Raw genomic sequence first — 25,957 nt, forward strand, 5'->3', positions numbered from 1 at the left:
CCCTCGTTGCGCTGATTTTAAGCGCTCAGGCGGATGTGATTGGAATAGATCCAGGGGCGATCTCCCTTTTTCACCTCCACGCGGTAAACGCCTCTACCCGGAGCTTTGAAAACTACCTTTTTACCGCTGGCCCGGGTTATGGGGCGGCCGTTACCAATCAACAGGACACGGGCTTTTTCTGGCAGTACAATTTCCAGATCAGTGGGTTGCTGAAAAGGCAGGCTCTGGCCCATGGTAGCCTGTCCCTGATCATTCCGGGCCCAAAAAGAAAAGCCTTCGGCCTCTCCTAAATAATTGTGGGAGATAAAACAGCGGGCTTCTTTCAGCGCCTGGAAAATTTCCTGCAAAGATCGTTGCACGTCCTGGCCCACAGTGATCGGTTGTGTGGTCAGCACATGGGTGCGAATGGTTCGGAAGGAGACTTTGTACCGGAACACACGGATGGAAAAGGGCCCCCAGAGTCGATGTAAAAAACCGTGTGCATCTACCCCGCCAATGCCCACCACTTTTCTTTGTAAATTCAGGGAATCCCAGCGGGCCAGGGTTTCTGGCTTGGGAGAAACGATGGAACGTCTGGGATGCCAGATGCGCCAGAGTTTGTTGAAATGCGTTAATCCTTCCATCCACTCCGACATCTGATTCCAGATTTCAATACCATGAAACAGATCGGAATTCCATAGGGTCCAGGGGTAAGGCGGGTATTGGGAAATGTGGTCGCGCGACTCATCCGGATGAGCGATAATGCCCAGCCCACCGGCCTGGTGCACGCGTTTGACGTACTCTTCTGCTGTCAGATGAGGGCCCAGTTCCTCCTCCAGCCCAAAAGTCAGGTAGTGATTTCTATCCTGCGCATCGTTAACCTCATTGCCCACGCCCACTAACAGATTCCCATACCAGCCTTCAAATCCCTCATACTTGCCTTTCAGGGTATTGTGATCGGTAATCAACAGAAAATCCACGCCCACTTCGCGGGCAATCTGGGCAATTTCCGGAATGGGCCGCGTGCCGTCACTAAAAACGGAATGCACATGAATAATGCCCTGGTAATGGAAATACTTTTCATCACTCCAGCTCAAGAATCAATCTCCCTAACATGGTTCCCAGACAATCGGCAAGTAGATCCTTCCAGGAAAAAAAATTACTCTTTTGCGCGGAATCGTGCAGTTCTTTGCCCACCCCCAGAGAAATCGAAAAACCAATGGCCAGGGTTCGGCTCTTTTTGCGTTGCAGGCCAAATTGCTGTTCCAGGGTTTTGGCGCTGCCAATGGTTGCCATCATACTCCCTAAACAATGCAACCCTTTGTCCGGAGCAATCCAGAGGTCCCGTTTTTTTGCCTGACAGGTGTCGCCGGTAGAGAACCGGCCGGCCGAGGCCTGCAGCGGAAGAAAAAACAGGATCAGCAATAAAAGCAGAACATTAAAATCTGATTTGCGCATGGAATCCTAAAAAATTGTTTTGAAACACAGGCACGAATGTCCATTCAAGCGCCTCATCAAATTTGTAAAGATAGGCACTGGCAAAGGCGTCTGCTGAGGTTAACAGATAGGCCGCCCCAAAATACCAGAGATATTTTGACCTTTCATCGCGGTACTTTGTCTGGCGCGTTGAATGATAGTTCACATCGGCCTGATGGGCGCGAAAGGCCAGGTAAACATCGGTCAGAAAAAAAGCGGCCGCCTTCCAGTAAGAATGCGTGTAAAGCTGGCCCCAGCCCGGCAGCATGGCCGATCGCAGGGCGGCCCCCCACGGCGATTTTAACGGTTTGTCAGAAAACAGCCCCCCCTGCCAGCCGGTGGGGCTTTTGCGAAAGCCCTCGTCTGCCACATCGATTACATTGGTCAGATGAACAAACAGAGCAGCGCTTAAATTCCAGCGAAAGGCATTAAGGTGGCGCCTGGCCTTCCCTTTATTGTAGTGGTAGAGATGGAAAAAGGCGTTGTAGTAAAAGTGTAAACTGCCAAAATAGAAAATGGCGCCCGGCCACAAGCGCTCCTGTTCAACCTGGCCCCAGCCCGGAATGATGAGCGACTTCAGCGTGCTGCTGAGCGGATTCAGAGCCTGTGTCGAATCCTGAGCTTGCACGGCTCTTGCTCCGCCAAAAGTACACAAGGCCCAAAGGAGAATGATGAGCAAACCATGGATCGATTTTTTCATTTTCATCAAGCAATAATTTCTAATCCGCGAGGGATTATTTCCACTTCCAGTTTTTGTATTTGCAACGACAGTAACTCGCCATCCACATGTACGGCAAACGGTGTACGGGACTCAATGCTCAAACGGTCGGTCCGGTGCATTTCTACCCGCGGGTCTTCTTTGTGCTTTCCGCTGTAAACCTTGAGCAAATTTTTGAGGATGGAAACCATGGGCATATTCTGGATCAGACACAGATCAAATAATCCGTCGTCGATCTCGGCATCGGGCGTCAGATAAAAACCACCGCCCATGCTCACGCCATTGCCCACAGACACCATAAAATAATCATCCACCCGGGTAGTGCCGTTAAAATTCAGCGTCAGGGGCACAGGCTGGTAATCTTTCAGGGTGCGTAACACCGAATAGAGATAGATGGCATTGCCCCGCAGGCGCTGCACCTTTAAGCTGGTATGGACCACCCAGGCATCAAAACCGATGCCCACGCCATTCAGGAAGTACCGTTCATTCGCTTTGCCAAAATCAATGCGCTTTTTTTGGCCACGTAGTAAAATTTCCAGCGCTTCATCAAAATGGAAAGGGATGTTCATGGCCCGCGCAAAGTCATTGCCACTGCCAACCGGAATGACGCCCAGGGCGGTACCGGTCTGAGCCATGCCATTCAGCACTTCGTTCATGGTCCCATCTCCGCCGACTGCCACCACAACGGCGTGCGTTTTTACTCCCTGTTCGGCTAATTCAATGGCATGTCCCGGCCGTTCGCTCCAGTGCATTTCAAACTCAATGTTTAATTGTGACAGGCGATTATGTAATCGTTCACCTAAAACTTTGCCTTTCCCCCGGCCTGAAACAGGATTGACAATAAAAAAATAATTCACACTCCCCCTTATTTTTTTTCTGCAATACAATCAACTTCGATTAAAACATCTTTGGGCAGGCGGGCCACCTCCACCGTTGAACGGGCCGGAACAGACTTGCCAAAATAGGCGCCGTAAATTTCATTCACCCGCCCAAAATCATTCATATCCTTTAAAAAAATGGTCGTTTTAAGCACATGATCCAGATCGGATCCCGCGGCTTCCAGAACCGCTTTTAAATTTTCAAACACCTGTTTGGCCTGAGCTACTACATCGCCTTCAATCAGCGAATTGGTTTGCGGATTAATGGCAATTTGGCCGGACGTAAAAATGAGATTGTTCGATTCTATGGCCTGGGAGTAGGGACCAATGGGCGCAGGCGCTTTATCGGTTCGGATGGGTTTCATTACCTCTTCCTCCTTTGCTAAACAGAGTATTCCAATAAAAACTTGAAAATAGCAAAGGTTGCTCAATGAGTCAATATTTTATTGGGCAAGCTTTTTCAGATATTCCTTTAAAAAGTTCATGCCCACACTTTTGGCTTTTCACCAGATTATTCCTGCTGAAACGATTTGACGTGTATTTAATTCCCGAAAAGTGGGATGAGAAATCCATTTCAATCCGGGTATTTCATTAATATCCCACTTCGGTTGGGGAAGGCAGGATAACGCCCCCAAAAAAAGTTTTCTCCGTTTTGCACGTCCCTTTCACTCCGCTCATCGGTCGAAATAATAATGAGTGAGTCTTCGTGCGGAGCGCCATTCTGATCCCACTTCAGCGATAGAAGAATTCCTTACACATTGTAAGGTAATTGTGAGTTTAACGTTAATCAGTTAATGAGGCTTTATCGGTATTGGCAATAACTCTCCTTCGGCATCGTTTCCCCCCCCCTCCCAGATTTTTATTCTGTGAAGGTGAGCAAATTGTGCCGCTTTGCTGAGTTTTACTCTGATATGTTAAGATATTTTGCAATCTTTACGCACTTTGTGAATGCTTTGCTCTTACCAAAGTCTCGATCTGAAGCTCGAGTTGCGTTGCGTTTGCGTGTGTTCCGGTGGAAGGGATTCTTCTTCCCGCTAAAGCGGGAGAAGAATGACATGCCGGCACAGGCCTTCACCGCCTGAGCAAACTTGCCACTTGGTAAATTAATTCGTAATTCGTAATTTTAAATTTTTAATTAAAATTGCTCTTTTGCTTGTCCGGCTGCCACGGCCAGACGGGCCTGTCCGGCTGCATGACGGACGCCCTCTGTGGTTTTTTAAAGGTTTCTGCTTTGCTGCCTTAGATATTAGCGACAATCCATTTTACCGACGTTCAAACACCGCATCAAAGGCCTGAGCCGAGGGTTTAAAATCCAATTTTCTGACAAATTCAAGCGCTTCCCGGGCTCCGTGTTCGCGTTCCATGCCGCTGTCTTCCCATTCTACGGATAGCGGTCCCTGATAGCCGATGGCATTTAACGTGCGAATGATCTCTTCGAAGTTCACCTGCCCCCGACCTAACGAACGAAAATCCCATCCCCGTTCCGGATGTCCGAAATCCAGATGGGAAGACAGAATCCCGCTACGCCCATCCAATTGTAGGGCTGCGTCTTTCATGTGTACATGGTAAATGCGTTCCGGATATTCACGTAAAAAGAACACTGGATTAACCATCTGCCAGTGTAGATGGCTGGGATCAAAATTGAAGCCAAAAGTCTTTCTTCCGCCAACCGCTTCCAGGGCTTTTTTTGCCGTCACAATGTCAAAGGCGATTTCTGTGGGGTGAACTTCCAGGGCAAACCGGACGCCATTCTCATCAAAGACATCCAGAATGGGATTCCACATCTGGGCGAAATAGGTAAAGCCTTGCTCAATCATTTCCTGCGTAACAGGCGGAAAGGCATAAAACATGTGCCAGATAGAAGAGCCTGTAAAGCCATTGACCACAGAAACGCCTAAGTTTCTGGCTGCTATGGCTGTCTTTTTCATGGCTTCCACCGCCCACTGGCGTTTCTTTTCGGCATCGCCTTTGCAATGCGCCGGAGCAAAGGCATCGGAACGACTGTCATTGTTTGGATCGCACACTAACTGGCCAGCCAGATGATTGCTGATGGCCCAGACCTTCAGGTTGTATTTTGCCAGCATTTCCAGCTTTTGTTCACAGTAGGTCCGATCAGTGGCGGCCTTTTCCACATCCAGATGGTCACCCCAGCAGGCCAGCTCCAGACCATCATATCCCCATTGTGCCGCTTTGCGGGCCAGCGTTTCCAGCGGTAAATCCGCCCATTGCCCGGTGAATAGTGTTACCGGTCTTGCCATTTTTATCTCCTTTATTAGATGATTTTCATAGAGTTTTGCAAAATGCACAGTCACGCTATTGAGAATCCCGCTTTAGCAGGTGAGAGCTTTTTAACTTCAATAAATCCAGAAGATTTCTGATCTCCCCTGTCAGCGGGATTTTCAAACTGCCTCTAAAAGGTACAATTTGCATGCCTATTGGACCTCCACTTAATCTCTTAAAGCCTTTCTGTTGGCCCGTGCTCTGTTTAAAAGGAAAAAATATTCCTGGATGCCAGTGGCCATTTTCTGTCCTGCTTCTTTGGTCAGCGCACAACTCTCTTCATCCAAGATCGGGCATCTTTAGCCACACTGCGCCTTGCCTGGCGCTTTGCACCACGGTTTCAATAAACTGCATGCCGCGTAAACCATCATGCACCTCCGGAAAATCGAGGGCCAGAGGATCGGGCCTGGTGTGCGCAAGGCGTGCCATCAACACATCGGCGAAGTTGTTGTAAATATTGGCAAAGGCTTCAATAAAGGCCTCGGGATGTCCGGCAGGCAGACGCGTGGCTCGGGCGGCAGCCGGGCTGTAGTCTGCCACATAGCCATTGCCCCGTTTCCAGACCTGCACAGGCGCATCCATTTCTTTAACATGAAGATAATTCGGATGCTCCTGGTGCCATTCCAGGCTCTTCTTCTCGCCGTAAACCCAGATAGCGAGATTATTCTCTTCGCCTACGGAAATCTGACTGCAATGCAAGATGCCTTTCGCTCCGTTTTCAAAATGCAGCAGCACATTGCCATCATCGTCCAGCAACCTGCCATCCACAAATGTGGTTAAATCGGCTAACAATTCGGTTATTTTTAAGTTCGTAATGTACTCCATTAGGTTTTCGGCGTGGCTGCCGATATCCCCCATGCTGCCGGCAGCACCGCTCTGTTTGGGATCGGTGCGCCAGGCGGCCTGCACCTGCCCGCTGCGTTCCAGAGGTGTGGCCAGCCAGCCCTGGGGATATTGCACTACCACCTTGCGGATATTCCCCAGCTCACCGTTTTTAACCATGTCTCTGGCCAGTTTTACCATCGGGTAACCGGTGTAATTGTGTGTTAAGGCAAACAGCAAACCGCTTTGTTCTACCACTTGCTTCAGTTGCCGGGCCTGATCGCTATTGAGGGTCATCGGTTTATCGCAAACCACATGAAATCCGGCCTGTAAAAAATCTCGAGCAATAGGAAAATGCCAGTTGTTTGGAGTCACAATAGTTACAAAATCGATGCGCTCGCCTGCAGGAAGTTCTTTCTCTTTTTCAATCATTTCCTGATAGCTGCCGTACACGCGCCGCGGATCGAGAAAATAGTCTTTGCCTCTCTGTCTTGATTTTTGAGCGTCCCGACTGAAGGCTCCGGCAACCAGCTCGATTTTTCCGTCTAAAATGGCTGCTTTGTAGTGGACAGCCCCGATAAAAGAGCCTGGGCCGCCCCCAACCATGCCCATCCGCAATTTTCGATCCAGCATGGGCCCTCCTGACCATGTTTGTTTTCACCTAAAACTTTCTACTAAAATAACCACAGGATGTATTTCAGGCAAATGAAAAAGATATTTCTGTTGTACCATAAAACGGCCAGAAGGTAATCGCAATTGATTTTCTGGCTGAGTTGCCTACTTGGACAAAGTATCTGGCTCTAAAAAACGACCCTCTCTAGAAAATCCATCCTCATTCAATACCAACCAGAGTCATATCGTAACACATATTTCGAATGTTTCCCCGAGCCTTGAGCTCACCGGCACGGCTGTTTTAAAAATACGTGTTCGTTAAATTGTAAAGGATGATCTACTCTGGCAAAGAAAATAACAGGCGTTCCTGCTCTACCAGACCATTCATTTGATAATTGATCCGCCATTCGATAAAGCTTGTCATGAGAAAATCTGGAGAGGTGTAACTCTAAGGCAGCATAGCCGCAACCTTTAAAAAACCGCAAAGGGCGCAAAGAAATTATTTGCCCTCACCCCCTCGATCCCCCTCTCCCAGAATAAAAATCTGGGAGAGGGGGAAGCCTTGTGTGGAAAATTTTCTTAATTGTCCGGCAGCTACAGCCGGTTAGAACGAAGCTGAGATCCAGATTCTCGGGGACGGGCCCGTCTGGCTGGCGCAGCCGGACGGGCAAAGCATTCACAAAGTGAGCAAAGATTTCAAACAGAAAATTGCAAAATATCTTAATATATCAGAGTAGAACTCAGCAAATCTGCACAATTTACTCCCCCTTCCCTTGTATTAAAGAAGGGAAGGGGGCCGGGGGGTTAGGATCTTCGATACAAAAATTTTCGCACGTTAAAGTAATGGATCTTTTAAAGGAAGTATTCTAAAAGCTCTTCGATGGCGCTTTGCTGCTTGACTCAGCGTAAGGTCGCTCATTCAGGTGCACCAGACGGCTAACAATCAACAGTTTGGCTGTTTTAACATCCTTTTCGTTAAAGTTCAGTTATTCTAAGTCATTCTTTTTTACTTAAATTTTGTTCAAGGTGGCCAAAAAGCACCTTCTCTCCCGGGGGGGAAACTTCATGGCGCTATTTTGTGCCGATTTGAGATACGGGAGAGTGGGAGTCAGCTGTGGACTTTATTCCTGGCAGATTTCAGGCTGCGCAACACGGAATTTATTTTTAAAAAATAGTCATCGTATTCCTGTGCTTTTTCCAGATACTGGATGGACTTATCAATATCACAAAACAGATAAAGCATGCCCAATATTAAGGCTTCCCTGGGGCTCAGGCTTGTTGAAGGATTCGTTTGTTCCCATGTTCTAACCATTTCAGGGCAGGGGCAATCGTCCCAATAGGGATCCGTATTAATGATGAGGAAAGGGTCTTCACTAACTAATTCAAAAAATAATTGGAAGGCCTTATCCACTTTCCCCAGAGCGTTGTAACAAATGATCAGCTTTTTTTTGATATGGTTGCTTGTATTGCCGCGCACCATTTCCTTTTCCAAAATGGGCACTGCTAAATCAAATTTTCTGGCAATAAAATATCTGTTGGCTAACATTTCTGACATGATGCACCTCTTGGCTAATCATTTCAAATTCCGTGCCACGTGCCTGAGCACCGCTAAATCAAGGGTTTCTGCTTTTGTAAAATTTTTTGTTTGGAACAAAATATTCACTCATGAAACAATTAGTTCAAATATTTGAAACACTTATTCTTCAATCAAACCATAAGCGCGCATCTTTCGCCACAGCGTAGTGCGGCCTATGCCTAAAATTTCGGCTGCCTTTGACCGATTCCATTTGACTCTTTCCAGGGTTTGACAAATCAGCTTGGCTTCCGAAGACTCTGTCGGTGCAGGTTTTTCAACAGCAGGCATATGAGGATCGAAGTAACACTCCGTGTGCAGGCGAACATTTGGTGGCAATTTAGAAGCATGAATAATGGCTCCTTTTGTCCGGGCAAAAGCATATTCAATGGTGTTTTCCAGTTCCCGTACATTGCCTGGCCAGGAATAGTTAATTAACAAATCCATGGCTTCATCATCAATTTCTTTAATTTTTTTACCCGTTACCAGAGAGAATTTTTGAATGAAATAGCGCACCAGATGTGGGATATCGCATTTTCTCTCCCGCAAAGGCGGCACGTAAATAGGAATCACATTTAGACGATAGTACAAGTCTTCCCGGAAGCGCCCGGCCAACATCTCTTTGCGCACATCTTTGTTGGTGGCAGCAATAATGCGCACATCCACCTTGCGTGTAATCGATTCGCCCACTCTCTCGAAAGTCCCCTCCTGTAACACGCGCAAAAGCTGTACCTGCATCTGTAGAGGCATCTCGGCAATTTCATCTAAAAAGATGGTGCCGCCATCAGCCAGTTCAAAACGGCCAATTCGATCTTTGACGGCATCGGTAAAGGCCCCTTTTACATGTCCAAACAGTTCGCTGGCTAACAAATCCGGAGGGAAAACCGAACAGTTCACCTTAATAAATGACCGGTCCCTTCTTTTACTGGTTTTCTGAATGGCATTGGCCACCAATTCCTTGCCCGTCCCCGATTCGCCCTGAATCAGAACGCTGGAATCGGAGTCCGCCACTTCTTCAATTAAATTGTAGATTTCCTGCATGGACTTATGGGTGCCGATAATGCCATGAAAATTGGTGCGGGTGATCAGATTTCTATGAATCTCTTCCATATAGCTCATGTCCCGGAAGCTGACAACCCCGCCAATGGGTTCGTTCTGCTCATCCCGCAAAATCGCGGCATTGAGTTTAATCTTGATGGTTCTGCCAGAAGCATGAGTCATTTCGCTTTCCAGATCAAACACATTCTTACCATTTTCCAGCACTTTCTGGATCGGACAATCGTCAAAGCAGCGTGAAGTTTTAAAAATATTTTTACAGTAATCGCCTAAAACATTTTCGCGTTTTAAGCCCAGCATCTGTTCCGCGGCGCGATTTAGGGTTTGCACGCGAAAATTCTTATCCACGGTAAACAGCCCTTCCCCCAAAGAATCGAGAATGACTTCGGTAAATTTCCCATTCTGTAATTTAGAAGCCATGTTTCACCTTCCTGAAACAACTGAAAAGATTTGTTTCATAATTTAATCAACACCGGACAAAAGTCCAAATCATTTTGAGAACTATTTCATTTTAAAAACCGTAACATCCCGGGCTGTCAGCGTGTTTTTTACGGGACTCATTTTCCAGCATGTTTGCGGGCCACAGAGGCAAAATTAGAAGTGTGTGACTTATTTTTTTAAATTGCTCCAATATGATTGAATAACAGGAGGACGATTATGTCGGTTTCGGTTTGTAACGGGCGCATTGAAGTCCGGACAAAGGGATTTAATGACATTGTTGATCTGACCCCTCAGGTGCGCCAATTTGTTCGTAAACATGGTTTAAAAGAGGGGCAATTACTGATTTTCATCAATGGTTCAACGGCGGCCATTAGCACCGTGGAATATGAACCCGGATTGCTGAGGGACATTCCTGAAATGATGGAAACCCTGGCCCCCATGAACAAACGCTACCACCACGATGACACCTGGCATGATGGCAACGGCTACGCCCACCTGCGTTCCACCTTAACAGGCACTTCTTTTACAGCGCCAGTCATCGACGGCCAGCTGGTCCTGGGAACATGGCAACAGATCATATTAATGGATTTTGACAACACCAGTCGAACCAGAAACGTGATTTTGCAATTTGTTGGAGAAATAGCCTGATCGTTACGGCCGTCGAGCTAAGAAAATGGCCCGGCGGGGACGCGGATGGCCTTCGATAGTCCGTTGATCATCTTCAGGATGTAAAAAATCCGGCAAGGATTCGAAGGTCATCCAGCCCGTCTTCCTTTGTTCATCCGTGCTGGTTACACTCACATCGATTAAATGGACATCGGTAAATGCAGCGCGCTTCAACCAGCTTTCCAGGGTTGGCGGCGAGGGGATGAACCAGACGTTCCGCATTTTGGCGTAGCGCCCTTGCGGTACGAGTACCGTATCTGCAGGGCCTTCGATGACCAGAGTCTCCAGCACCAATTGTCCGCCGCTCCTCAAAAGGGACTTCAGTTTAAACAAATGGTCAAACGGTGAGCGGCGATGATACAGAACGCCCATGGAAAAAATGGTGTCGAAACATTGAAGATTCGCTGGAAGATCATCCATCCCCAGAGGCAAAACCTGTACCATGGGGTCATCGATGTATTTTTGCATGGCAGCAAACTGGTAAACGTATTTCAGATAAGGATCGATTCCCAGAACCAATCGGGCGCCGGCGCCGCGCATGCGCCAGCAAAAGTAGCCATTGCCGCTGCCCACATCCAGCACCAAACGATTGTCTAAAGGATCGATGAGATCTTTCAAACGGTTCCACTTCCAATTAGAGCGCCACTCGGTTTCAATCCAGATTCCGAAAAACGAGATTGGACCTTTCCGCCAGGGATGTAAGCCGCGCAATTGTTTTTCCAGATGCCGCCTGGCAGATGCCTCCAGATCCGTTTTACGCCCGATGAGAATGGCGTCCTCTCTCAGAGAGATTAACGAAGGTTTTGCTTCGGGTAGAGCTTTCAGCGTGCTTTCCCATTGCTCAATATCTTTGTTTTTTTCTGGTTGCAAGGCCGAAACACACTGCTTGTGTAAGGTGTTCACCCAATCCTCCGATATTCCTTCCTGGTGTGCCAGGTAATTCAGGAAAGGTTTGTAATCAATCATTTGATGGCCGCCATTGAAATGAAATTAAGATTCTGATACCACCGGTAACAGCGCCTGAAGCCAACCGACAACAACCTTGACCGGTGTTCTTCAAAGGTTTCCGGAATGAGCACATTTTCCAGCGTACTACGCTTTTGACTGATTTCCAGGTTGCTGTAGCCATGCGCTTTTTTGAAGGCCAGATGCAAGGCATTCTGAAAGGCCTGTTCCCGGTCATCTTCAAAAATGATTTTTTCGGAAAGGATTAGGATGCCGCCGGGCAACAAGCCGTCAAAAATGCGTTGCAGGGCTGTCCTGCGCTTTTTGGGCGCCACAAATTGGAGAGTAAAATTGAGAACCACTATCGAAGCCCTGATTATCCGAACATCCCTAAAATCAGCGCAGATTAAATGCAGCGGTGTTCTTACATTTTTCAAATATTTGCGGCTCTCTTTGATCATATCCAGCGAATTGTCGATGGCAAAGAGATGCACCCCGGGTTTATTGATTCCCTGACTCATGGCCAGGCTGGCAGCGCCCAATGAACTCCCTAAATCGTAACAATAACTGTTGGGCTGCACATGGTAGGCGCTCAGCAAACTGATGCCCTGCAAAATTTCGTGGTAACCGGGCACGGAACGACTGATCATGTCCATAAAAACACGGGCTACCTTTTTGTCAAATTTAAAGCCGCTGATCTGCTGCAAAGGTCTGGCGTAAATGTTGTCCCTGGAATTCATCGGAATCCAATTACTTCGTTCAACGCCCCAAAGTTAGCAAAAAATGACATTCAAGGAAAGGAGACAAACTGACAAAACATGAGGGTGTGTTGGTTTGTACACAATTAAGAGGGATTTTTTTAGAATATCTTCGTCACAAGGTCAAACGCTTTAGCGTTTTACAATCTTCTAGCCACGGCCCCTCACATTTGCGCTCCTCATTCTGCAAAACAGGTGGGTAGTAATTTAGCCTGCCACTGAAACGGATTCCTTCATGCATGGAGACTCAAGCTCAAGCTCGAGTTACGTTGTGCGAGCTAATTGAATGTCAATGTAAAGGATTCTTTACCCAAATGAATCGCTGTTTAGAATACTTCCTTCAAAAGATGTAATGCATTAGCGTGCGAAAATTTTTATGCTGAAGATCCTAACCCCCCGGCCCCCTTCCCTTTTTTTAAAGGGAACAGGGCCGGGGGATGGGGTTTAAAACAAATGCTTCGCCCTCACAAAGTCGCGGATTGAAGCAAGAGTTACATTGCTCTTTCGAATGGTCTGCCAATGTAAGGGATTCTCAGAATGACATGCCGGCACGGTTCCTCACCGCCTGGGCATAAGTTGCCCCCTCGCAAATTAATTCGTAATTCGTAATTTTTAATTTTTAATTTAAAAATACTTCCCTGTGCGCTCTGTGGTTGTTTAAATCCCAGAGGAAATGTTTTGGGTTGCGGCTCTGCTGCCTTAGATCTTTAAATGGAGATCACCTCCCCCCTAAACTTTTAAACACCTAAACTCCTAAACTCCTAAACTTCTAAACTACTAACCCCACCTTCCCTCTCGGCTTCTGTTTAATATTTTTCAATAAAATGATCAGTTTTCATTTTTCAATTGAACCTCACGCGCTTTTTTTCTATATTCTTCTTTTATCATGAAGAAAACATAATTAATAGGAGTGTGTATGTTCAAAAACCATCCCAAAGGATTGATGACCCTGTTCTTCACGGAGATGTGGGAACGGTTTGGTTTTTACACCATGTTGGCGGTGTTTACGTTGTACATGGATGAAGTATTCGGTTGGTCCGATACTTACAAAGGGCAGGTTTATGGTATCTATCTGGCTTTTGTCTATTTTACGCCTATTGCCGGAGGCTGGATTGCCGACCGCTTTTTGGGCTACCGCAACACGATTAAGCTTGGGGCGCTTGTACTGGGATTTGGCTATGCTTTATTGGCTTTGTCCAATGTCAATCGAGTGTGGCTGTTTTTTGTTGCTCTGGGTGTGATCATTATTGGCAATGGCTTATTCAAAGCCAATATCTCTGTTCTGGTTGGGAATCTCTATCCTTTAGGCAGTCCTCATAAGGATGCCGGTTACAATATCTTTTACATGGGCATCAATTTAGGTGCATTTCTGGCTCCCCTGGCTGCTACAGCTTTGCACAAGTACTTTGGCACCTATCAAAGCGCTTTTGCCGCTGCTGCCGTAGGCATGCTTTTGTCTTTTATTGTATTTGAAATCTGGAAAGCCAATTACATGCATGCCGATCACGCCTCCGCCGAAAACAAAGCCGATGAGAGCACACGGGAAGAGCGCATGGATCCGGCCATCGAAAGAGAACGCATTTTTGCCCTGCTAACCATCTTTGCCATTGTCATCTTTTTCTGGATGTCCTTTCATCAGAACGGATTTGCCTTGACTCTTTTTGCCAAACGCTCCATCATTAAGCATGAGTGGCTTAAACCAGAAACCTATGCCACCTTTAATCCTCTTTTTATTCTGATTTTAACACCCTTTATTGTTGCCTTTTGGGGCTGGCTGAATAAGCAGGGCAAAGAACCTTCCACACCGGCCAAAATCGGCTGGGGTATGTTTATTTCCGCTCTGGCCATGGTTATTATGATTGTAGCCTCTGCCATGGGCGGCGATGCGGATGCCAACAACATGTCGCCCATGTGGTTAATTTCAACCTATTTCGTCATTACCATAGGCGAACTCTGTTTAAGTCCCATGGGGTTGTCTTTCGTCTCAAAAGTGGCGCCGCAGCGCATGCGCGGTTTAATGATGGGCGGCTGGTTTGGCGCCACGGCCATTGGAAATTACCTCTCCGGTTTTATTGGCGGTTTTTACAATACGTTAACCCACACCCAGTTTTTTACTATTCTAACGGTCTTATTGCTAATTTCGGCCTTTATGGTTAAGGTGTTTTTAAGAAAATTAGAACACGCTACGCGAGGTACCTGAGAAAGATAAAAAGTGGAGTAAGCTAGAGGGGACTTTACAGTCCCCTTTATCTTTGATTCAATTCATTAACCGCGTCTTTGACGCTATCGCGCATCTGGAAAACTTTATTCATCTGTGAGATGGACATAATGCTATTGATTTTGGGTGAAATTTCGGCCAAAATCAGCTGTCCTTTTTTTTCATGGATCGATTTGTAACATTTGAGTAATGCGCCCAGTCCCATGCTGTTTAACCAGCGGACATTTTTCATATCGATTACAAATAATCTTACCCCTTCATTTAGCAAGCTGGTTACATGTCCTTCTAACTGGTTCGTCTCCGGAGGGCCCATTAATTTCCCATGAAGTTTTAAAACAGCCACTTTGAGCTGGATGGTTTCTTTTATTTTCATGGATCGCTCCCCTTTTTGTTTTCGTATTTTAAGGCCGGTTGCTCAACTTAATTAATAAATTTTCGTGAATTTTATCGATTTCTTTAAAAGGACCTTCATAATGATTAACGATAAAGGAAAAAATAATCCAGTTGCCATTTCTGTCTTTCAGATAACCAGAATGGCTGCGGACGCCTTCGATCAAACCAGACTTAATTCGGGCATTTTTTGCCAGATTTGTTCCCACCCCCCAATCTTTAAAATACCCCACATCTTCAGGATCGCCAGCCAGTGATATGGAGTTTAAATAATCTTCAAAAACAGGTTCGGAGCGCATGGCATTTAAAAACTGAACCATGGTTTTAGGGGAAATGGCATTGGTGGGCGCCAGACCGCTTCCGTCCGAGAGATGCAAGCCCTCGGTATTGACGTTTAAATCAGTTAACGTTTCCATGATCACCTTGACGCCGTGTTGTGTGCTGCCATCGCCATTTTCGGAAATGGAAAGAGCCTTAACAAGTAGTTCGCAGTACAAATTGATGCTCCGTTTATTGATCTGTTCAATAATCCTTTTTAAAGGGGGCGAAGAAGTCTCGGCCAATAAAATTCGTCTTTGAGCCTTAAAGGCCTGTTGCGTTTTGGTAGCCCGTCCCTGTACCGAAATACCGTGATGCTCTAAGGCCTGCAGAAATTTTTGGGCCGCAAACAGGGCAGGATCGGGGATCGATCCCTTAATGGTGAAGGAATCGACACCTGCCGGAATGGTGCCAAATACTCTGGCGTTGAATTGTTCGGGCGCACAATAGATGTAGGCGTTATCTCCACTGTTTGGCGGGCCGGTAAGTACGTGATTTTCAAAGTTCAGGCCAGGTACCGTAGGCCGTGTTCTTAAAATCTGTGCCGGTTGGCCTGCAATGGTTCCCGGCTTAAAAATCAGATAGTACAGATTGTCATGGATGGTTAATGCCGGCGAAGAAGCGCCATAGTAGTTGCCTATGTCAACCCACAGCCAGTTATCGGGAAGAGAACGCGCTTCAAATAGCGAAATGTCTGCTACGATATTGCCCTCAATAGCCTTAATGTGCTTCTCCCGCAAAGCCTGAACCCAGGTCTGGAGGAGAGAATCAAAACCCAAACTCCCCTTTACCACATTGGACCCTAAAGTGGGATCGCCACCGCCCTGAATAATGATATTTCCTCTCAAATGTCCCTGGTTATCGATGATGCCATCAGAATACAGTTGCGTCTTGAAACGATAATCTGCTCCCAATTTTTTTAAGGCCACGCCGGTAGTCACCAATTTTAAACAAGAAGCGGGGGCCAGGGCATAGGCGCTGTGATAATCAATAATTGGTTTACGCGTATCGGCCTCAATGGCCAGCAAGGCCCATTGGGCATTGTTTAATAATTTCGTTTTCTGCTTTTGCGCAATCCAGTTCAGCAAATCAGCGCTCTTAAGCTGGAATGAAATAGAAAACAACATGGCCAGGATTAAAAATAAGCGTGAAAGTCTCATGATCAAGCCTCCAATTGGTTCAGGACTATTTTAAATAATTTTGAGGATTAAGTAAAAAACTTTTACGACAGCATAGCCATGAATATATGGAAGAGCATTTTTCAATTAAAATTACGAACTATTTTTTAAGAAAGGGCAAGGAGATGGGGACGAACAAGGCGTAACCGGTTGGAGCGCAGCGGAAATCGCGATTTTCGGGGACAGGCCCGTCTGGACAGCCGGACAGGCAAAGCATTCACAAAATAGGCAAATATTGAAAAAACATCTTAATATGTTAGAGCATAACTCATCAAACCGGCACAATTTACTCCCCCTTCCCTTTATTAAAAGAAAGAAGGGGGCCGGGGGGGTAGAATACTTCCTTCAAACCATCTAATGCTTTAGCGTAAGAAAATTTTTGTATTGTATTAGGAAACAAAGCTGTTGAATTGTTGATTTGTTGAATGAGCATCGGGCTGACATCCCGAATTCACACTAATCGTAAATGGGGCCATGAAAAAAAATCTTCAACACAGGTGGTAAGCCTTCCTCCTCTCCCAGATTTTTATTCTGGGAGAGGGGACCGAGGGGGGGTGAGGGCAAATTTGTAAAATGACTTCTGCTGTTGGAGAAGTAAAGTTAAGAGTATATGAGTGTAAGAGTTAAAGGGTTCCGGGGCATCGGCCTGTCATTTTTAAAAGAAGTTTTTTGGTTGCGGCTCTGCTGCCTCAGGGGCTTCAGCACAAAAATTTTCGCATCCCGCTGTGGCGGGGATAGATCTTTTGAAGGAAGTATTCTAATAAAGAGGCAGCGCCAGGGATTATTTTATCTCAAATAGATCAGCGATTGCACAAAAGCCTGCTGTCCCACCTGAATGCGGGCAAAGTAGATACCAGAGGGCAGGTCTTGAGGACGCCAGCGATAGCGATAGATGCCGGGATGTTGCAGTCCGGTTAAAAGCGTGTCAATTTTTTTACCCAGAATGTTAAATATTTCCAATTTAACCTCACTGCTTTCAGAGAGCACATATTCCAGAACGGCATCGGGATTGAAAGGATTGGGGTAGCAATTGAAAATCCGCAAATTTTGTGGCGGCTGTGGAGGATCGGTGTCAATGGGTGTTGGGCTCTGGAATTCAAAAGCTCCAAGATCCACGCGTCCGCCAGGAAAGTCTGTACCAGTGGCCGGATCCCCGGCATCAATGGCCGGGCTACTATTTCTCAAATGGTAGTCGTAATTTGCCTCGTCCACAAATTGCGGGTCCGTACCAACTACCTGATGATCACTACTGATCGTTTCCTGACACTGGAACCAACCATTGTAGTCGATCAGCACGGTGCCTTTAAAATCGGTGGTTGAGCCTTTGAAAGAGTTGGTATTGTAAAACAGATTGTTTTCCATGGTAAGATTTGTCGCTCCGCCGCTGGCAATCCAGAACAGGGGGCCCGGAGTATTGGCCACCGTATTGTTCAACACAAACAAATGATTAACACCGTCAAATTGAAAGCCGTAACCATATTTTGAAGTCTGGTTCCCATCGGCGTGTAAATCATGGATGACATTACGTTCAATCCGGATAGTATCAACATCGCCGCCTGAAACTCTAATACCGCCATTGCTTTCAAAAATATCATTGCCATACACTAAAATATCGTCCGAATCTTTGTTGATTTTTAACGCAACACCGTCAGAGTCATCTGAATCATGAAATCCGTGCATTTTATTGTTGATGATCCTCAAGTTGCGGGCTGCCTTGACATCGATGGCGTTTTCCGAATTTGATCCTAAGGTTGTGTACAGATCATTGCCTTCGATTGAGGTGCCGTAATTCTGTTCTGTTTTGTAAAGCTGAATGCAATCGCCTTTACAGTCATAAATCACATTGTTGCGAATGGTGTTATCCACCCCGCCATCCAGAATAATGCCATGGGCGTCGTATTGGTCGCCGCGCACAAAATTATGGATGACACAATTTTCGATTAGAGTTCCACTGGCCCCTGCAATATCGAAACCATCCTTTTGCCCGTTGGTGACTTCACAATTCCGGAAAGTCACGAAATCGCCTTTGAGTTTAATGGTGTCATAGTTTTTACCATCCATATCAAAGATGAGGTTTTGGAAAGTCCAATGAGAGGCGTAAATGCTGAACGATGATTCCAGTATGATTCGTACTTTTTCGTTCTTGTAGGCTGTTACAACGATTTTGGCCTGCTCTGAACCAGAGGGTGAAGAGTCGCTTAAATACAAATCTTCATGATAAATTTGAGCCGGCTCTGTTTGGCTCCCCCTGACAAAAAGCGTATCGCCTGGCTGAAGTTTAGCCAGGCCTTGGGCAATGGTGTTAAACGGCTGTTCAAAGCTCCCGTCGCCATTGGCAGGAGCGGTATTATCGGCATAGTAATTTGTAAATGCCCATACAAAATGTGATATGGTTAATATCAGTAAAATAGATCTATGCATATCTTAAGCCCTCGAAATGTAAATTTTTTGCACAGTTACTCAAATGAATTATTGTGAAACCTCTAATTTAAACGGTTCATTGTTTAGTTATGTTAAATGGGTCAAAAATTGTGCCGAAAAACAAGCGTAATGAATAAATTTGACTGTAATGTGAATCATCCGTAAAATAATTTAATAATGTGAAATCGGGGGAAACGACCATGAAACCAAGATACGGCCTACTTTTAACGCTCTTTCTCTCGTTGGCCTTCCTGACAAATCTAAATGCTCAGAAAATGAAATGGTACAAACAGTATTACCATGGTTTAAAAGCTATGGAAGAAGGAAACTACGTTGAAGCGGCTAAGCATTTTGAAGCGTGCTTAAGGGTCAAAAATCAGGATCGTAAAAAGGTTAGGGCTTACGGCACGGTGTTTATTGAGTATTTTCCGCATCGTGAATTGGGTATTGCCCTCTATCACCTTGGTAAAAAAGAGCTGGCGCGCAAGCAATTAATGATTTCCATGAAGCAACAGCCAACGGACCGGGCCAAACAGTATTTGCAGATGCTTATGGAAGGAGAAGCCCCTCCTCCGGCTCCTCAACCTGAGCTACCAGAGAAAGCGACGACTACCGCCTCAACGCCATCGAGTTCTGCTGAGCAGGTGAATATGGTTGGCGAACGCCTGAGCATTGCGGTTTTGCCTTTTTCCAGTCAGGGCATTGGGACAGAGCTAAAAGATGTCGATTTTCTGGACAAACTAATCACCGGCTTTGTAAACAGCAAACGCTTTAAGGTGATTGAGCGTGCCCAGCTGGAAAAAATTTTGGAAGAACAGAAGTTGGGCCTTTCCGGTATCATTGATCCCACAACGGCGGCTGAGATTGGTAAGGGGATTGGCGTAGATGCCGTGGTTTTGGGCAGCGTCACGAGGGCCGGCAACTCGCTGAGCATTGATGCCCGACTCATCGACACGGAAAATGCCACCATTATTTCGGCACAAGATGCCTATTCCGATCAGATTTCTATTTATCAGATTGCCGACATGGTCAATCAATTGGCCGAAAAATTTAAAAATGATCTGCCCATTGTGCAGGGGCTGGTGATTAATGTTCAGGGGAACCGGGTGACCCTGGATATGGGGGCCAACAAAGGTCTGAAGAAGGGCATGAAGTGCCTGGTTTATCGTGAAGGCGATCCCATCGTTCATCCAGTGACTAAAAAGGTCATTGGGCGCATTATCAATCAGGTTTGTGAAGTACGTATAGTAGATATTTATCCTGCCTATTCCATTGCTGAAATCACAAAGCAGCTATCCGGGGCCCCACAAAAACTGGATAAAACGATCACTAAATAATCTTTTTATTTTAATTTAGTTGGAGGAGGTACTATGAAGCATCTATTAATTTTAACGATCGTAGTTCTGTTGTTACTCACCAGTAGCGGTTTTTCTCAATTCGAAAATATTTACAGAAAACCGCAGATTGAGCTCTTTGGAGGAGCAGCCATTCCTCTTTCTCCTGAAGGATTTAAAGATTACTTTAATGTGGGTTATAGTCTTCATGGGCAATATGTCATTTTCCCCAGCCCTAAATTAGGAGTGAGCTTCGCTGTGGCCTACGAACCATTTGTTTTTAATGGGGATAAATTTATGGATGATTACGCCCCACTGTTAATTGATGAATTAGCTTCGTATGGTGTTTTTGCACAGAGAAGTGATTTTTCCGCCAGTGGCAAAGCTTCGGTGTTCGAATTAGGCGTGGGAGTTAGACCTTACTTAACTTCTCCAGAGTCCAATATCCAGTTTTTCCTTTTTGGCATGCCTACCTTTAATGTTCTAAAATCGGAGTCTAAAATAACTTATAATAGTGATTTATTGGGCAACGTTGAAGAAAAAGGGAGCGATTCTCAAAATAAATTTGGCTTAGCAGGAGGGGCCGGTATTGAAATGCCTATGACCGAAACGCTGAATTTAATCATTCAGGGAGTGTTTAGGATGATTTTTACTGAGGACGATAACACAACCTTCTTGGGCGTAACGGCCGGTGTGGTCTTTTAGAGTGACCTATTTACGATTCTATTGGAAATTTTTTCGGGGGGCCTGAAGCAATTCTTCTGTTAAGATGGCTCGGTAAGTTGTAGATAAAACTTTTAGCTTTCGAAACCATTGTTTCAGGGCAAAAGACCCACTTTTCATTGGGAATGAAGAGGTAAAAAAATGATGCGTAAGCCTTGTCTTATTTTAATGCTTTTATTGAGTGTTTCTTTTTTACCGGGGCAAAAACAACGTCCCGCCTGGATTGAAAACCGACCCGTAGCCAGAGGGTATTACATTGGAATCGGTTTTGCGTCCAAGGAAAGCAATCCCACCGATTATCATAAAGTAGCCATGGACAATGCCTTGAGTAATCTGGCTTCGGAAATTCAGATCAATATTAATAGCCAGACCATTCAACAGGTGATGGAAAAGGCCGGAATTTTACAGGAAGATTTTAAATCTTATGTTCAATCTTCTACCAAAGCTGAGCTGGAAGGCTATGAACTGGTTGACAAGTGGGAGAATGATAGCGAATATTGGGTCTATTACAGGCTTTCCAGGGAAAAGTACGCGGCGCTCAAAAATGCCAGGTTAAACAAAGCCAAATCCCTGGCAGTGGATATGGTAGAGCGCGCCAGACAGGCAGAACAGGACGCTCAGGTGGGCAAAGCCATGATGTTCTATCTACAGGCTCTGCCGCCGATTGAAAAATTTTTAGCCGAACCGTTGATCGTGGAAATTCAGGGCCAGCAAACCTATTTGTTCAATGAGATCTATTCTTCTTTACAACGCATTCTGAGCGAAATCAAATTAGAAGCCCTGAACCCGGATGTAAAAGGGAAATTAGGGCAACCGGTCACCGAACCGTTGCAGGTCAAAGCGACCATGAAAAATCTGCCGGTGCAGAATCTGGCCCTGCGTTTTGATTTTGTGCGGGGCAAAGGCGACTTGATCCAGGAGGCTTTTACCAATGCGCAGGGCCTGGCCCAAACGCGAATTTTGCGCATCAATTCAACAGACAATTTGCAAATCGTCAGCGCTACGGTTGCCCTGGAAAAATCCATAGCCCAGAATGTCGACTCTCCCATTTTAAAAGGCATTGTCAGCACATTGGTCAGGCCCTCGGCCCGATTCATGATAAAGGTGCGTGGTTTAACGGCTTACATCGAGAGCCGCGAAGTCAATCTTGGGAAATTGGTAGAGATTAAACAACTGGAGCCGGCGTTAAAAAACTTGCTCAGTAACAATGGATTCACCTTCAGCGATAATCCTTCGCGGGTGGATTTCATCATCAAAATTAAGGCCACGGCGCGTAAAGGGGCTGAAGTGTACGGCCTGTTCTCTTCCTTTGCCAATGTCACATTTTCGGTAATTGACACGCGGAGCGGCCAGGAAATTTACAAAGATGTATTGGAAGACGTGAAAGGGATCGATTTAAACTATGAGAAGGCCGGATTCAAAGCCCTGAGCAATGCGGCCAAAGAAATTAACCAGAAATTGATTCCTGAATTTTTGAAAAAGATCAGTCAAAATTAAAGGCTATGACCGCTACGCCCGGTGCGTGGCGGTTGCTTTATCTAAAATGCACTCATGTTTCAACAACCATTCTTTGCGCCATAAGCCGGCGCTGTAACCGCCCAATTGCCCGTCCGCAGCAATAACGCGATGGCAGGGAATAATAATGGGAATGGGATTTTTGCCGTTTGCCAGCCCAACGGCACGCACGGCTCTGGGATTCCGGATCATCTGCGCTACCTGTTTGTAGCTTAAGGTGCTGCCAAAGGGAATGGCTTGCAAAGCGCGCCAGACCTTCTTTTGAAATTCCGTACCCTGTGGATTTAATGGCAGATCGAACTGCTGACGTTCGGAGGAAAAATATTCTTCCAGTTGTTGGCGGACCCGATTGGTAATGGAATTGGGATGAGCCTTCTCTTTGGGTTGATCTACAAAACGGATTTCAAGCAAATGCTGCCCATCAGCCACGATTTCCAACCAGCCTAAGGGCGATTGTAAATAATCCAAATTCATTTTATCCCCTTTTTTATTTTTAAAGTCCACTATGAATGCCATTTTGGGCCGTACCATCACTTCAGAAAGGTACTTTTTCTAAAGTACAGACAAATAGGCTACGTTTCAAGTACTCGGGCAGATCAACAGGAGGTTTTCCATTCGAGCCGTTTTCCTCCTCATTCCCTCTGTTTGAGACGGGCCAGAGGGCGAGTGCTTGAATGGTCAAATTTGAATTTAGAAATTTGAAAATTTTTGTAAAACAAGGAATTTCTTCAATTAGTCAGCGATCCAGGTTCTCGCCTACGCTCACGCTGGAATGACACGTTTGATGAAGATCCCTGGCCCTCAGGCCTGAGAAAAATTTCTACGTTCGGTTTTAAAATTTTTCATGTTTTCAATAGGTTCTGTTATTAAATTAAGGCAGTGTCAATTTAAGCAGTGGAGAAGAATCATGAGCGTTTCTGAAATTAATATGAACGAAGCCTTTACAGTTCAATTGCCAGCCGAGTTACCGCCTGAAAAAGAGTTTTTACCAGGCATTCGCCGGGCGCCCAGCCGTGGCTTCCCTTTAACTAAAAATGAGACCATCATTGCCCTGAAAAATGCGCTGCGTTATGTGCCCAAGGAACTTCATGAACAATTAGCGCCTGAATTTTTGCAGGAATTGAAGACCATGGGACGCATTTACGGTTACCGCTTTAGGCCCGAGGGCCGAATTTACGGTAAACCGGTCGATCAGTACAAAGGCATTCTGGAAGCGCGCGCACTGCAGGTTAATATTGACAATAATCTGGATTTTGATGTGGCGCTCTATCCTTACGAACTGGTCACTTACGGAGAAACCGGGCAGGTCTGCCAGAACTGGATGCAATATCTGTTGATTAAGAAATATCTGGAAATCATGCGCGAGGATCAGACGCTGGTGGTCAGTTCCGGACATCCGATGGGCCTTTTCCCTTCGCACCGCAATGCACCGCGCGTCATTTCCACCAATGGGCTGCTTGTCGGGCAGTGGGACAATCCGGAAACTTTCAAAAAACTGGCGGCCATGGGCGTTTCCAATTATGGGCAGATGACAGCCGGCGGCTGGTTTTACATCGGGCCCCAGGGCATTGTACATGGCACCTACATCACCATCTTAAATGCCGGACGCCTCTACCTGGGCATTCCGGATGAAGAAGATTTAAAAGGCGTGGTGTTTGTCTCTTCAGGATTGGGGGGCATGTCTGGCGCGCAGGCCAAAGCCATTGAGATCGCCGGCGGTGTGGGCGTCATTGCCGAAGTCGATTACAGCCGTATCCAGACGCGTCATGAGCAGGGATGGGTTTCCAAAATTTCAGATAATCTGGATCAGATCGCCCGGTGGATGGATGAGTATCGCAAAAAGAAGCAATCGGTTTCCATTGCCTTTCACGGTAATATTGTTGATTTGCTGGAATACATCGACCGGCACGATGTGGAAGTCCAATTGCTTTCTGATCAGACGTCATGCCATGCGGTTTATGAAGGGGGCTACACCCCGGCGGGCATTACTTTTGAAGAAGGTCGGCAATTGCTCAAAGACAACCCCCAACGCTTCAAGGAGCTGGTCGATCAAAGCCTGAAACGCCATTTTAAAGTGTTAAAGCGGTTGACGGACAAGGGCGGCCATTTCTGGGATTACGGAAACAGCTTTATGGCCTCTGTATTTGAAGCGGGCGAAAAAGAGATTGCGCGGAACAAACGGGACACTTCAGAAGGCTTCATCTGGCCTTCCTATGTAGAAGATATCATGGGGCCCATTTGCTTTGACCGTGGCTTTGGGCCTTTTCGTTGGGTCTGTTTAAGTGGTAAGGATGAAGACTTGCGTAAGACCGATCGGGCTGCTCTGGAGTGCATTGATCCTAAACTGAGCTCTCTGCATCGCGACAATTACCACTGGATTGCCACAGCTGAACAGAACAAACTGGTGGTTGGTACCAGGGCGCGCATTCTCTATTCCGATGAGGAGGGGCGCATGCGTATTGCGCTTAAATTTAATGATATGGTGCGCAAAGGTGAAATCGGGCCGGTGATCATCGGGCGAGATCATCACGATGTTTCGGGCACGGATTCGCCGTTCCGTGAAACAGCCAATATTTACGATGGTAGTCGCGTAACAGCCGATATGAGCGTGCAGTGTTTTGCCGGCAATGTGGCGCGGGGTATGACCCTGGCCGTGCTTTCGAATGGCGGGGGCGTTGGCATCGGTCGGGCCAGCAACGGCGGTTTTGGTCTGGTTCTGGATGGCAGCGAGCGTGTAGATCAGATCATCCGCAGTGCGCTCTCCTGGGATGTGATGGGCGGCCTGGCGCGCAGAAACTGGGCGCGTAATCCCAATGCTCTGGAAACCGTCAAACGCTGGAATGAAATCAATAAAGACAAAGGCCATATTACCATGCCCTTTATTCCGGAAGAAGGCCTGGTGGAAAAAATCGTTGAAGACGAGTTAGACTAAGACTTGTGGTTCTGTTTTTTTAGTCGTTCATCCTCATTTTCTCAGGCACTCATTTAGGGGGCTGGCGCTACTCGTATTCCTGTCGCTGTTTTTTAGAAAGAAAATGGGGCAGAAGAGGCCGCAGGGAAAGTGAGAATTTGCAACGTTTACTTCTTGCTGGTAAGGAGTTTAGAATACTTCCTTCGTAAGATATTGCGTATTAGCGTGCGGAAATTTTTGTGCTAAAAATCCTAACCCCCCGCCCCCCTTCCCTTTATTAAAAGAAGGGAAGGGGGAGCGAATCGTGCCGCTTTGCTGAGTTCTACTCTAATATGTTTAGAATACTTCCTTCAAAACTTATAATCCCGCTTAGCGGGATGCGAAAATTTTAATGCTGCTTTACGGAATATTTAAATGGTTTAAGATTTGGTTTAATCTTTTACTGGCGAATATCTGCTGATTAATAGCCCTCACCCCCCGGCCCCCTCTCCCGCAAAGCGGGAGAGGGGGAGAATGGTGCGGGTTGAAAAAAAATCTTATCTCAAAATATCCTTAGGGTCTTTGTGCTTCTTGGAGTTTTCTGTGGTTGATTTTGGTTGCAGCTGTGCTGCCTTAGAAAACTTCCTTCAAAACTTCTATCCCGCACGGCGGGATGCGAAAATTTTTATGCAGTGTGAAGAAGCAAAACTGTTGAATTGTTGATTGGTTGAATTGTTGAATGGTTTGATGTCCCGTCCCGAGAATC

Annotated in this window: 21 protein-coding genes; 6 read left to right on the forward strand and 15 right to left on the reverse strand. The window is 46.2% G+C overall.

What is annotated here, in order from left to right; translation table 11 throughout:
- Positions 1-17: 17 nt before the first annotated feature.
- From ACWB0I_RS03295 to ACWB0I_RS03335, 9 genes are all read right to left on the reverse strand, one after another.
- Entirely contained in the window at positions 18-1,076 is a 1,059-nt protein-coding gene (locus ACWB0I_RS03295; RefSeq protein WP_479386610.1) for a PHP domain-containing protein, read from the reverse strand.
- On the reverse strand, positions 1,063-1,437 hold the full coding sequence (locus tag ACWB0I_RS03300) for a YfiM family protein (protein ID WP_479386611.1): 375 nt from the start codon (positions 1,435-1,437) through the stop codon (positions 1,063-1,065). The genes ACWB0I_RS03295 and ACWB0I_RS03300 overlap by 14 nt, the downstream gene beginning before the upstream one ends.
- Positions 1,418-2,155: a DUF5683 domain-containing protein gene (locus ACWB0I_RS03305; RefSeq protein WP_479386612.1), complete on the reverse strand. Its 738-nt coding sequence runs from the start codon at positions 2,153-2,155 to the stop codon at positions 1,418-1,420. Before ACWB0I_RS03305 ends, ACWB0I_RS03300 begins: the two co-directional genes overlap by 20 nt.
- A gap of 5 nt (positions 2,156-2,160) precedes the next feature.
- A complete protein-coding gene (locus tag ACWB0I_RS03310; protein WP_479386613.1) occupies positions 2,161-3,030 on the reverse strand; it encodes a diacylglycerol/lipid kinase family protein in 870 nt (289 codons plus the stop codon).
- Positions 3,031-3,038: 8 nt separating this feature from the next.
- A complete protein-coding gene (locus ACWB0I_RS03315; protein WP_479386614.1) occupies positions 3,039-3,416 on the reverse strand; it encodes a RidA family protein in 378 nt (125 codons plus the stop codon).
- A gap of 897 nt (positions 3,417-4,313) precedes the next feature.
- A complete protein-coding gene (locus ACWB0I_RS03320) occupies positions 4,314-5,309 on the reverse strand; it encodes a sugar phosphate isomerase/epimerase family protein (protein ID WP_479386615.1) in 996 nt (331 codons plus the stop codon).
- Positions 5,310-5,610: 301 nt separating this feature from the next.
- Entirely contained in the window at positions 5,611-6,786 is a 1,176-nt protein-coding gene (locus tag ACWB0I_RS03325) for a Gfo/Idh/MocA family protein (protein ID WP_479386616.1), read from the reverse strand.
- A gap of 1,087 nt (positions 6,787-7,873) precedes the next feature.
- A complete protein-coding gene (locus ACWB0I_RS03330; RefSeq protein ID WP_479386617.1) occupies positions 7,874-8,320 on the reverse strand; it encodes a hypothetical protein in 447 nt (148 codons plus the stop codon).
- A gap of 141 nt (positions 8,321-8,461) precedes the next feature.
- A complete protein-coding gene (locus ACWB0I_RS03335) occupies positions 8,462-9,814 on the reverse strand; it encodes a sigma-54 interaction domain-containing protein (protein WP_479386618.1) in 1,353 nt (450 codons plus the stop codon).
- A gap of 237 nt (positions 9,815-10,051) precedes the next feature.
- Here ACWB0I_RS03335 and ACWB0I_RS03340 point away from each other — a divergent pair, with 237 nt between their 5' ends.
- Complete coding sequence (locus ACWB0I_RS03340) at positions 10,052-10,483, forward strand: secondary thiamine-phosphate synthase enzyme YjbQ (protein WP_479386619.1); 432 nt, start codon at positions 10,052-10,054, stop codon at positions 10,481-10,483.
- Between the two features lie 3 nt (positions 10,484-10,486).
- On the opposite strand, the gene cmoB is transcribed toward ACWB0I_RS03340, so the two are convergent.
- Positions 10,487-11,467: a tRNA 5-methoxyuridine(34)/uridine 5-oxyacetic acid(34) synthase CmoB gene (gene cmoB, locus ACWB0I_RS03345; RefSeq protein WP_479386620.1), complete on the reverse strand. Its 981-nt coding sequence runs from the start codon at positions 11,465-11,467 to the stop codon at positions 10,487-10,489.
- Positions 11,464-12,186, reverse strand: coding sequence for a carboxy-S-adenosyl-L-methionine synthase CmoA (gene cmoA, locus ACWB0I_RS03350; RefSeq protein ID WP_479386621.1), 723 nt, complete (start codon positions 12,184-12,186; stop codon positions 11,464-11,466). The genes cmoB and cmoA overlap by 4 nt, the downstream gene beginning before the upstream one ends.
- A gap of 934 nt (positions 12,187-13,120) precedes the next feature.
- Between cmoA and ACWB0I_RS03355 the strand changes: the two genes are divergently transcribed.
- Positions 13,121-14,404, forward strand: a complete 1,284-nt coding sequence (locus ACWB0I_RS03355; RefSeq protein WP_479386622.1) for a peptide MFS transporter — start codon at positions 13,121-13,123, stop codon at positions 14,402-14,404.
- A 46-nt stretch (positions 14,405-14,450) separates the two neighbouring features.
- Here ACWB0I_RS03355 and ACWB0I_RS03360 read toward each other — a convergent pair whose 3' ends face one another.
- The 3 genes from ACWB0I_RS03360 to ACWB0I_RS03370 all read right to left on the reverse strand — a co-directional run bounded on the left by ACWB0I_RS03360 (position 14,451) and on the right by ACWB0I_RS03370 (position 18,729).
- Positions 14,451-14,795, reverse strand: coding sequence for an STAS domain-containing protein (locus ACWB0I_RS03360; RefSeq protein WP_479386623.1), 345 nt, complete (start codon positions 14,793-14,795; stop codon positions 14,451-14,453).
- A 28-nt stretch (positions 14,796-14,823) separates the two neighbouring features.
- Positions 14,824-16,290, reverse strand: coding sequence for a D-alanyl-D-alanine carboxypeptidase/D-alanyl-D-alanine endopeptidase (gene dacB, locus ACWB0I_RS03365; protein ID WP_479386624.1), 1,467 nt, complete (start codon positions 16,288-16,290; stop codon positions 14,824-14,826).
- An 804-nt stretch (positions 16,291-17,094) separates the two neighbouring features.
- A complete protein-coding gene (locus ACWB0I_RS03370) occupies positions 17,095-18,729 on the reverse strand; it encodes a right-handed parallel beta-helix repeat-containing protein (RefSeq protein WP_479386625.1) in 1,635 nt (544 codons plus the stop codon).
- Between the two features lie 200 nt (positions 18,730-18,929).
- Here ACWB0I_RS03370 and ACWB0I_RS03375 point away from each other — a divergent pair, with 200 nt between their 5' ends.
- From ACWB0I_RS03375 to ACWB0I_RS03385, 3 genes are all read left to right on the forward strand, one after another.
- Positions 18,930-20,066, forward strand: coding sequence for a CsgG/HfaB family protein (locus ACWB0I_RS03375; protein ID WP_479386626.1), 1,137 nt, complete (start codon positions 18,930-18,932; stop codon positions 20,064-20,066).
- Between the two features lie 33 nt (positions 20,067-20,099).
- Positions 20,100-20,768, forward strand: coding sequence for a hypothetical protein (locus tag ACWB0I_RS03380; protein WP_479386627.1), 669 nt, complete (start codon positions 20,100-20,102; stop codon positions 20,766-20,768).
- Between the two features lie 159 nt (positions 20,769-20,927).
- Entirely contained in the window at positions 20,928-22,283 is a 1,356-nt protein-coding gene (locus ACWB0I_RS03385; protein WP_479386628.1) for an LPP20 family lipoprotein, read from the forward strand.
- A 12-nt stretch (positions 22,284-22,295) separates the two neighbouring features.
- Here ACWB0I_RS03385 and ACWB0I_RS03390 read toward each other — a convergent pair whose 3' ends face one another.
- Positions 22,296-22,775 carry a methylated-DNA--[protein]-cysteine S-methyltransferase gene (locus tag ACWB0I_RS03390; protein ID WP_479386629.1) on the reverse strand — a complete coding sequence of 160 codons (480 nt, stop codon included), beginning with the start codon at positions 22,773-22,775 and terminating at the stop codon, positions 22,296-22,298.
- 433 nt (positions 22,776-23,208) lie between these two features.
- Between ACWB0I_RS03390 and ACWB0I_RS03395 the strand changes: the two genes are divergently transcribed.
- Complete coding sequence (locus ACWB0I_RS03395) at positions 23,209-25,233, forward strand: urocanate hydratase (RefSeq protein WP_479386630.1); 2,025 nt, start codon at positions 23,209-23,211, stop codon at positions 25,231-25,233.
- Positions 25,234-25,957 lie beyond the last annotated feature (724 nt).

The sequence above is a fragment of the Caldithrix sp. genome (assembly GCF_056497305.1).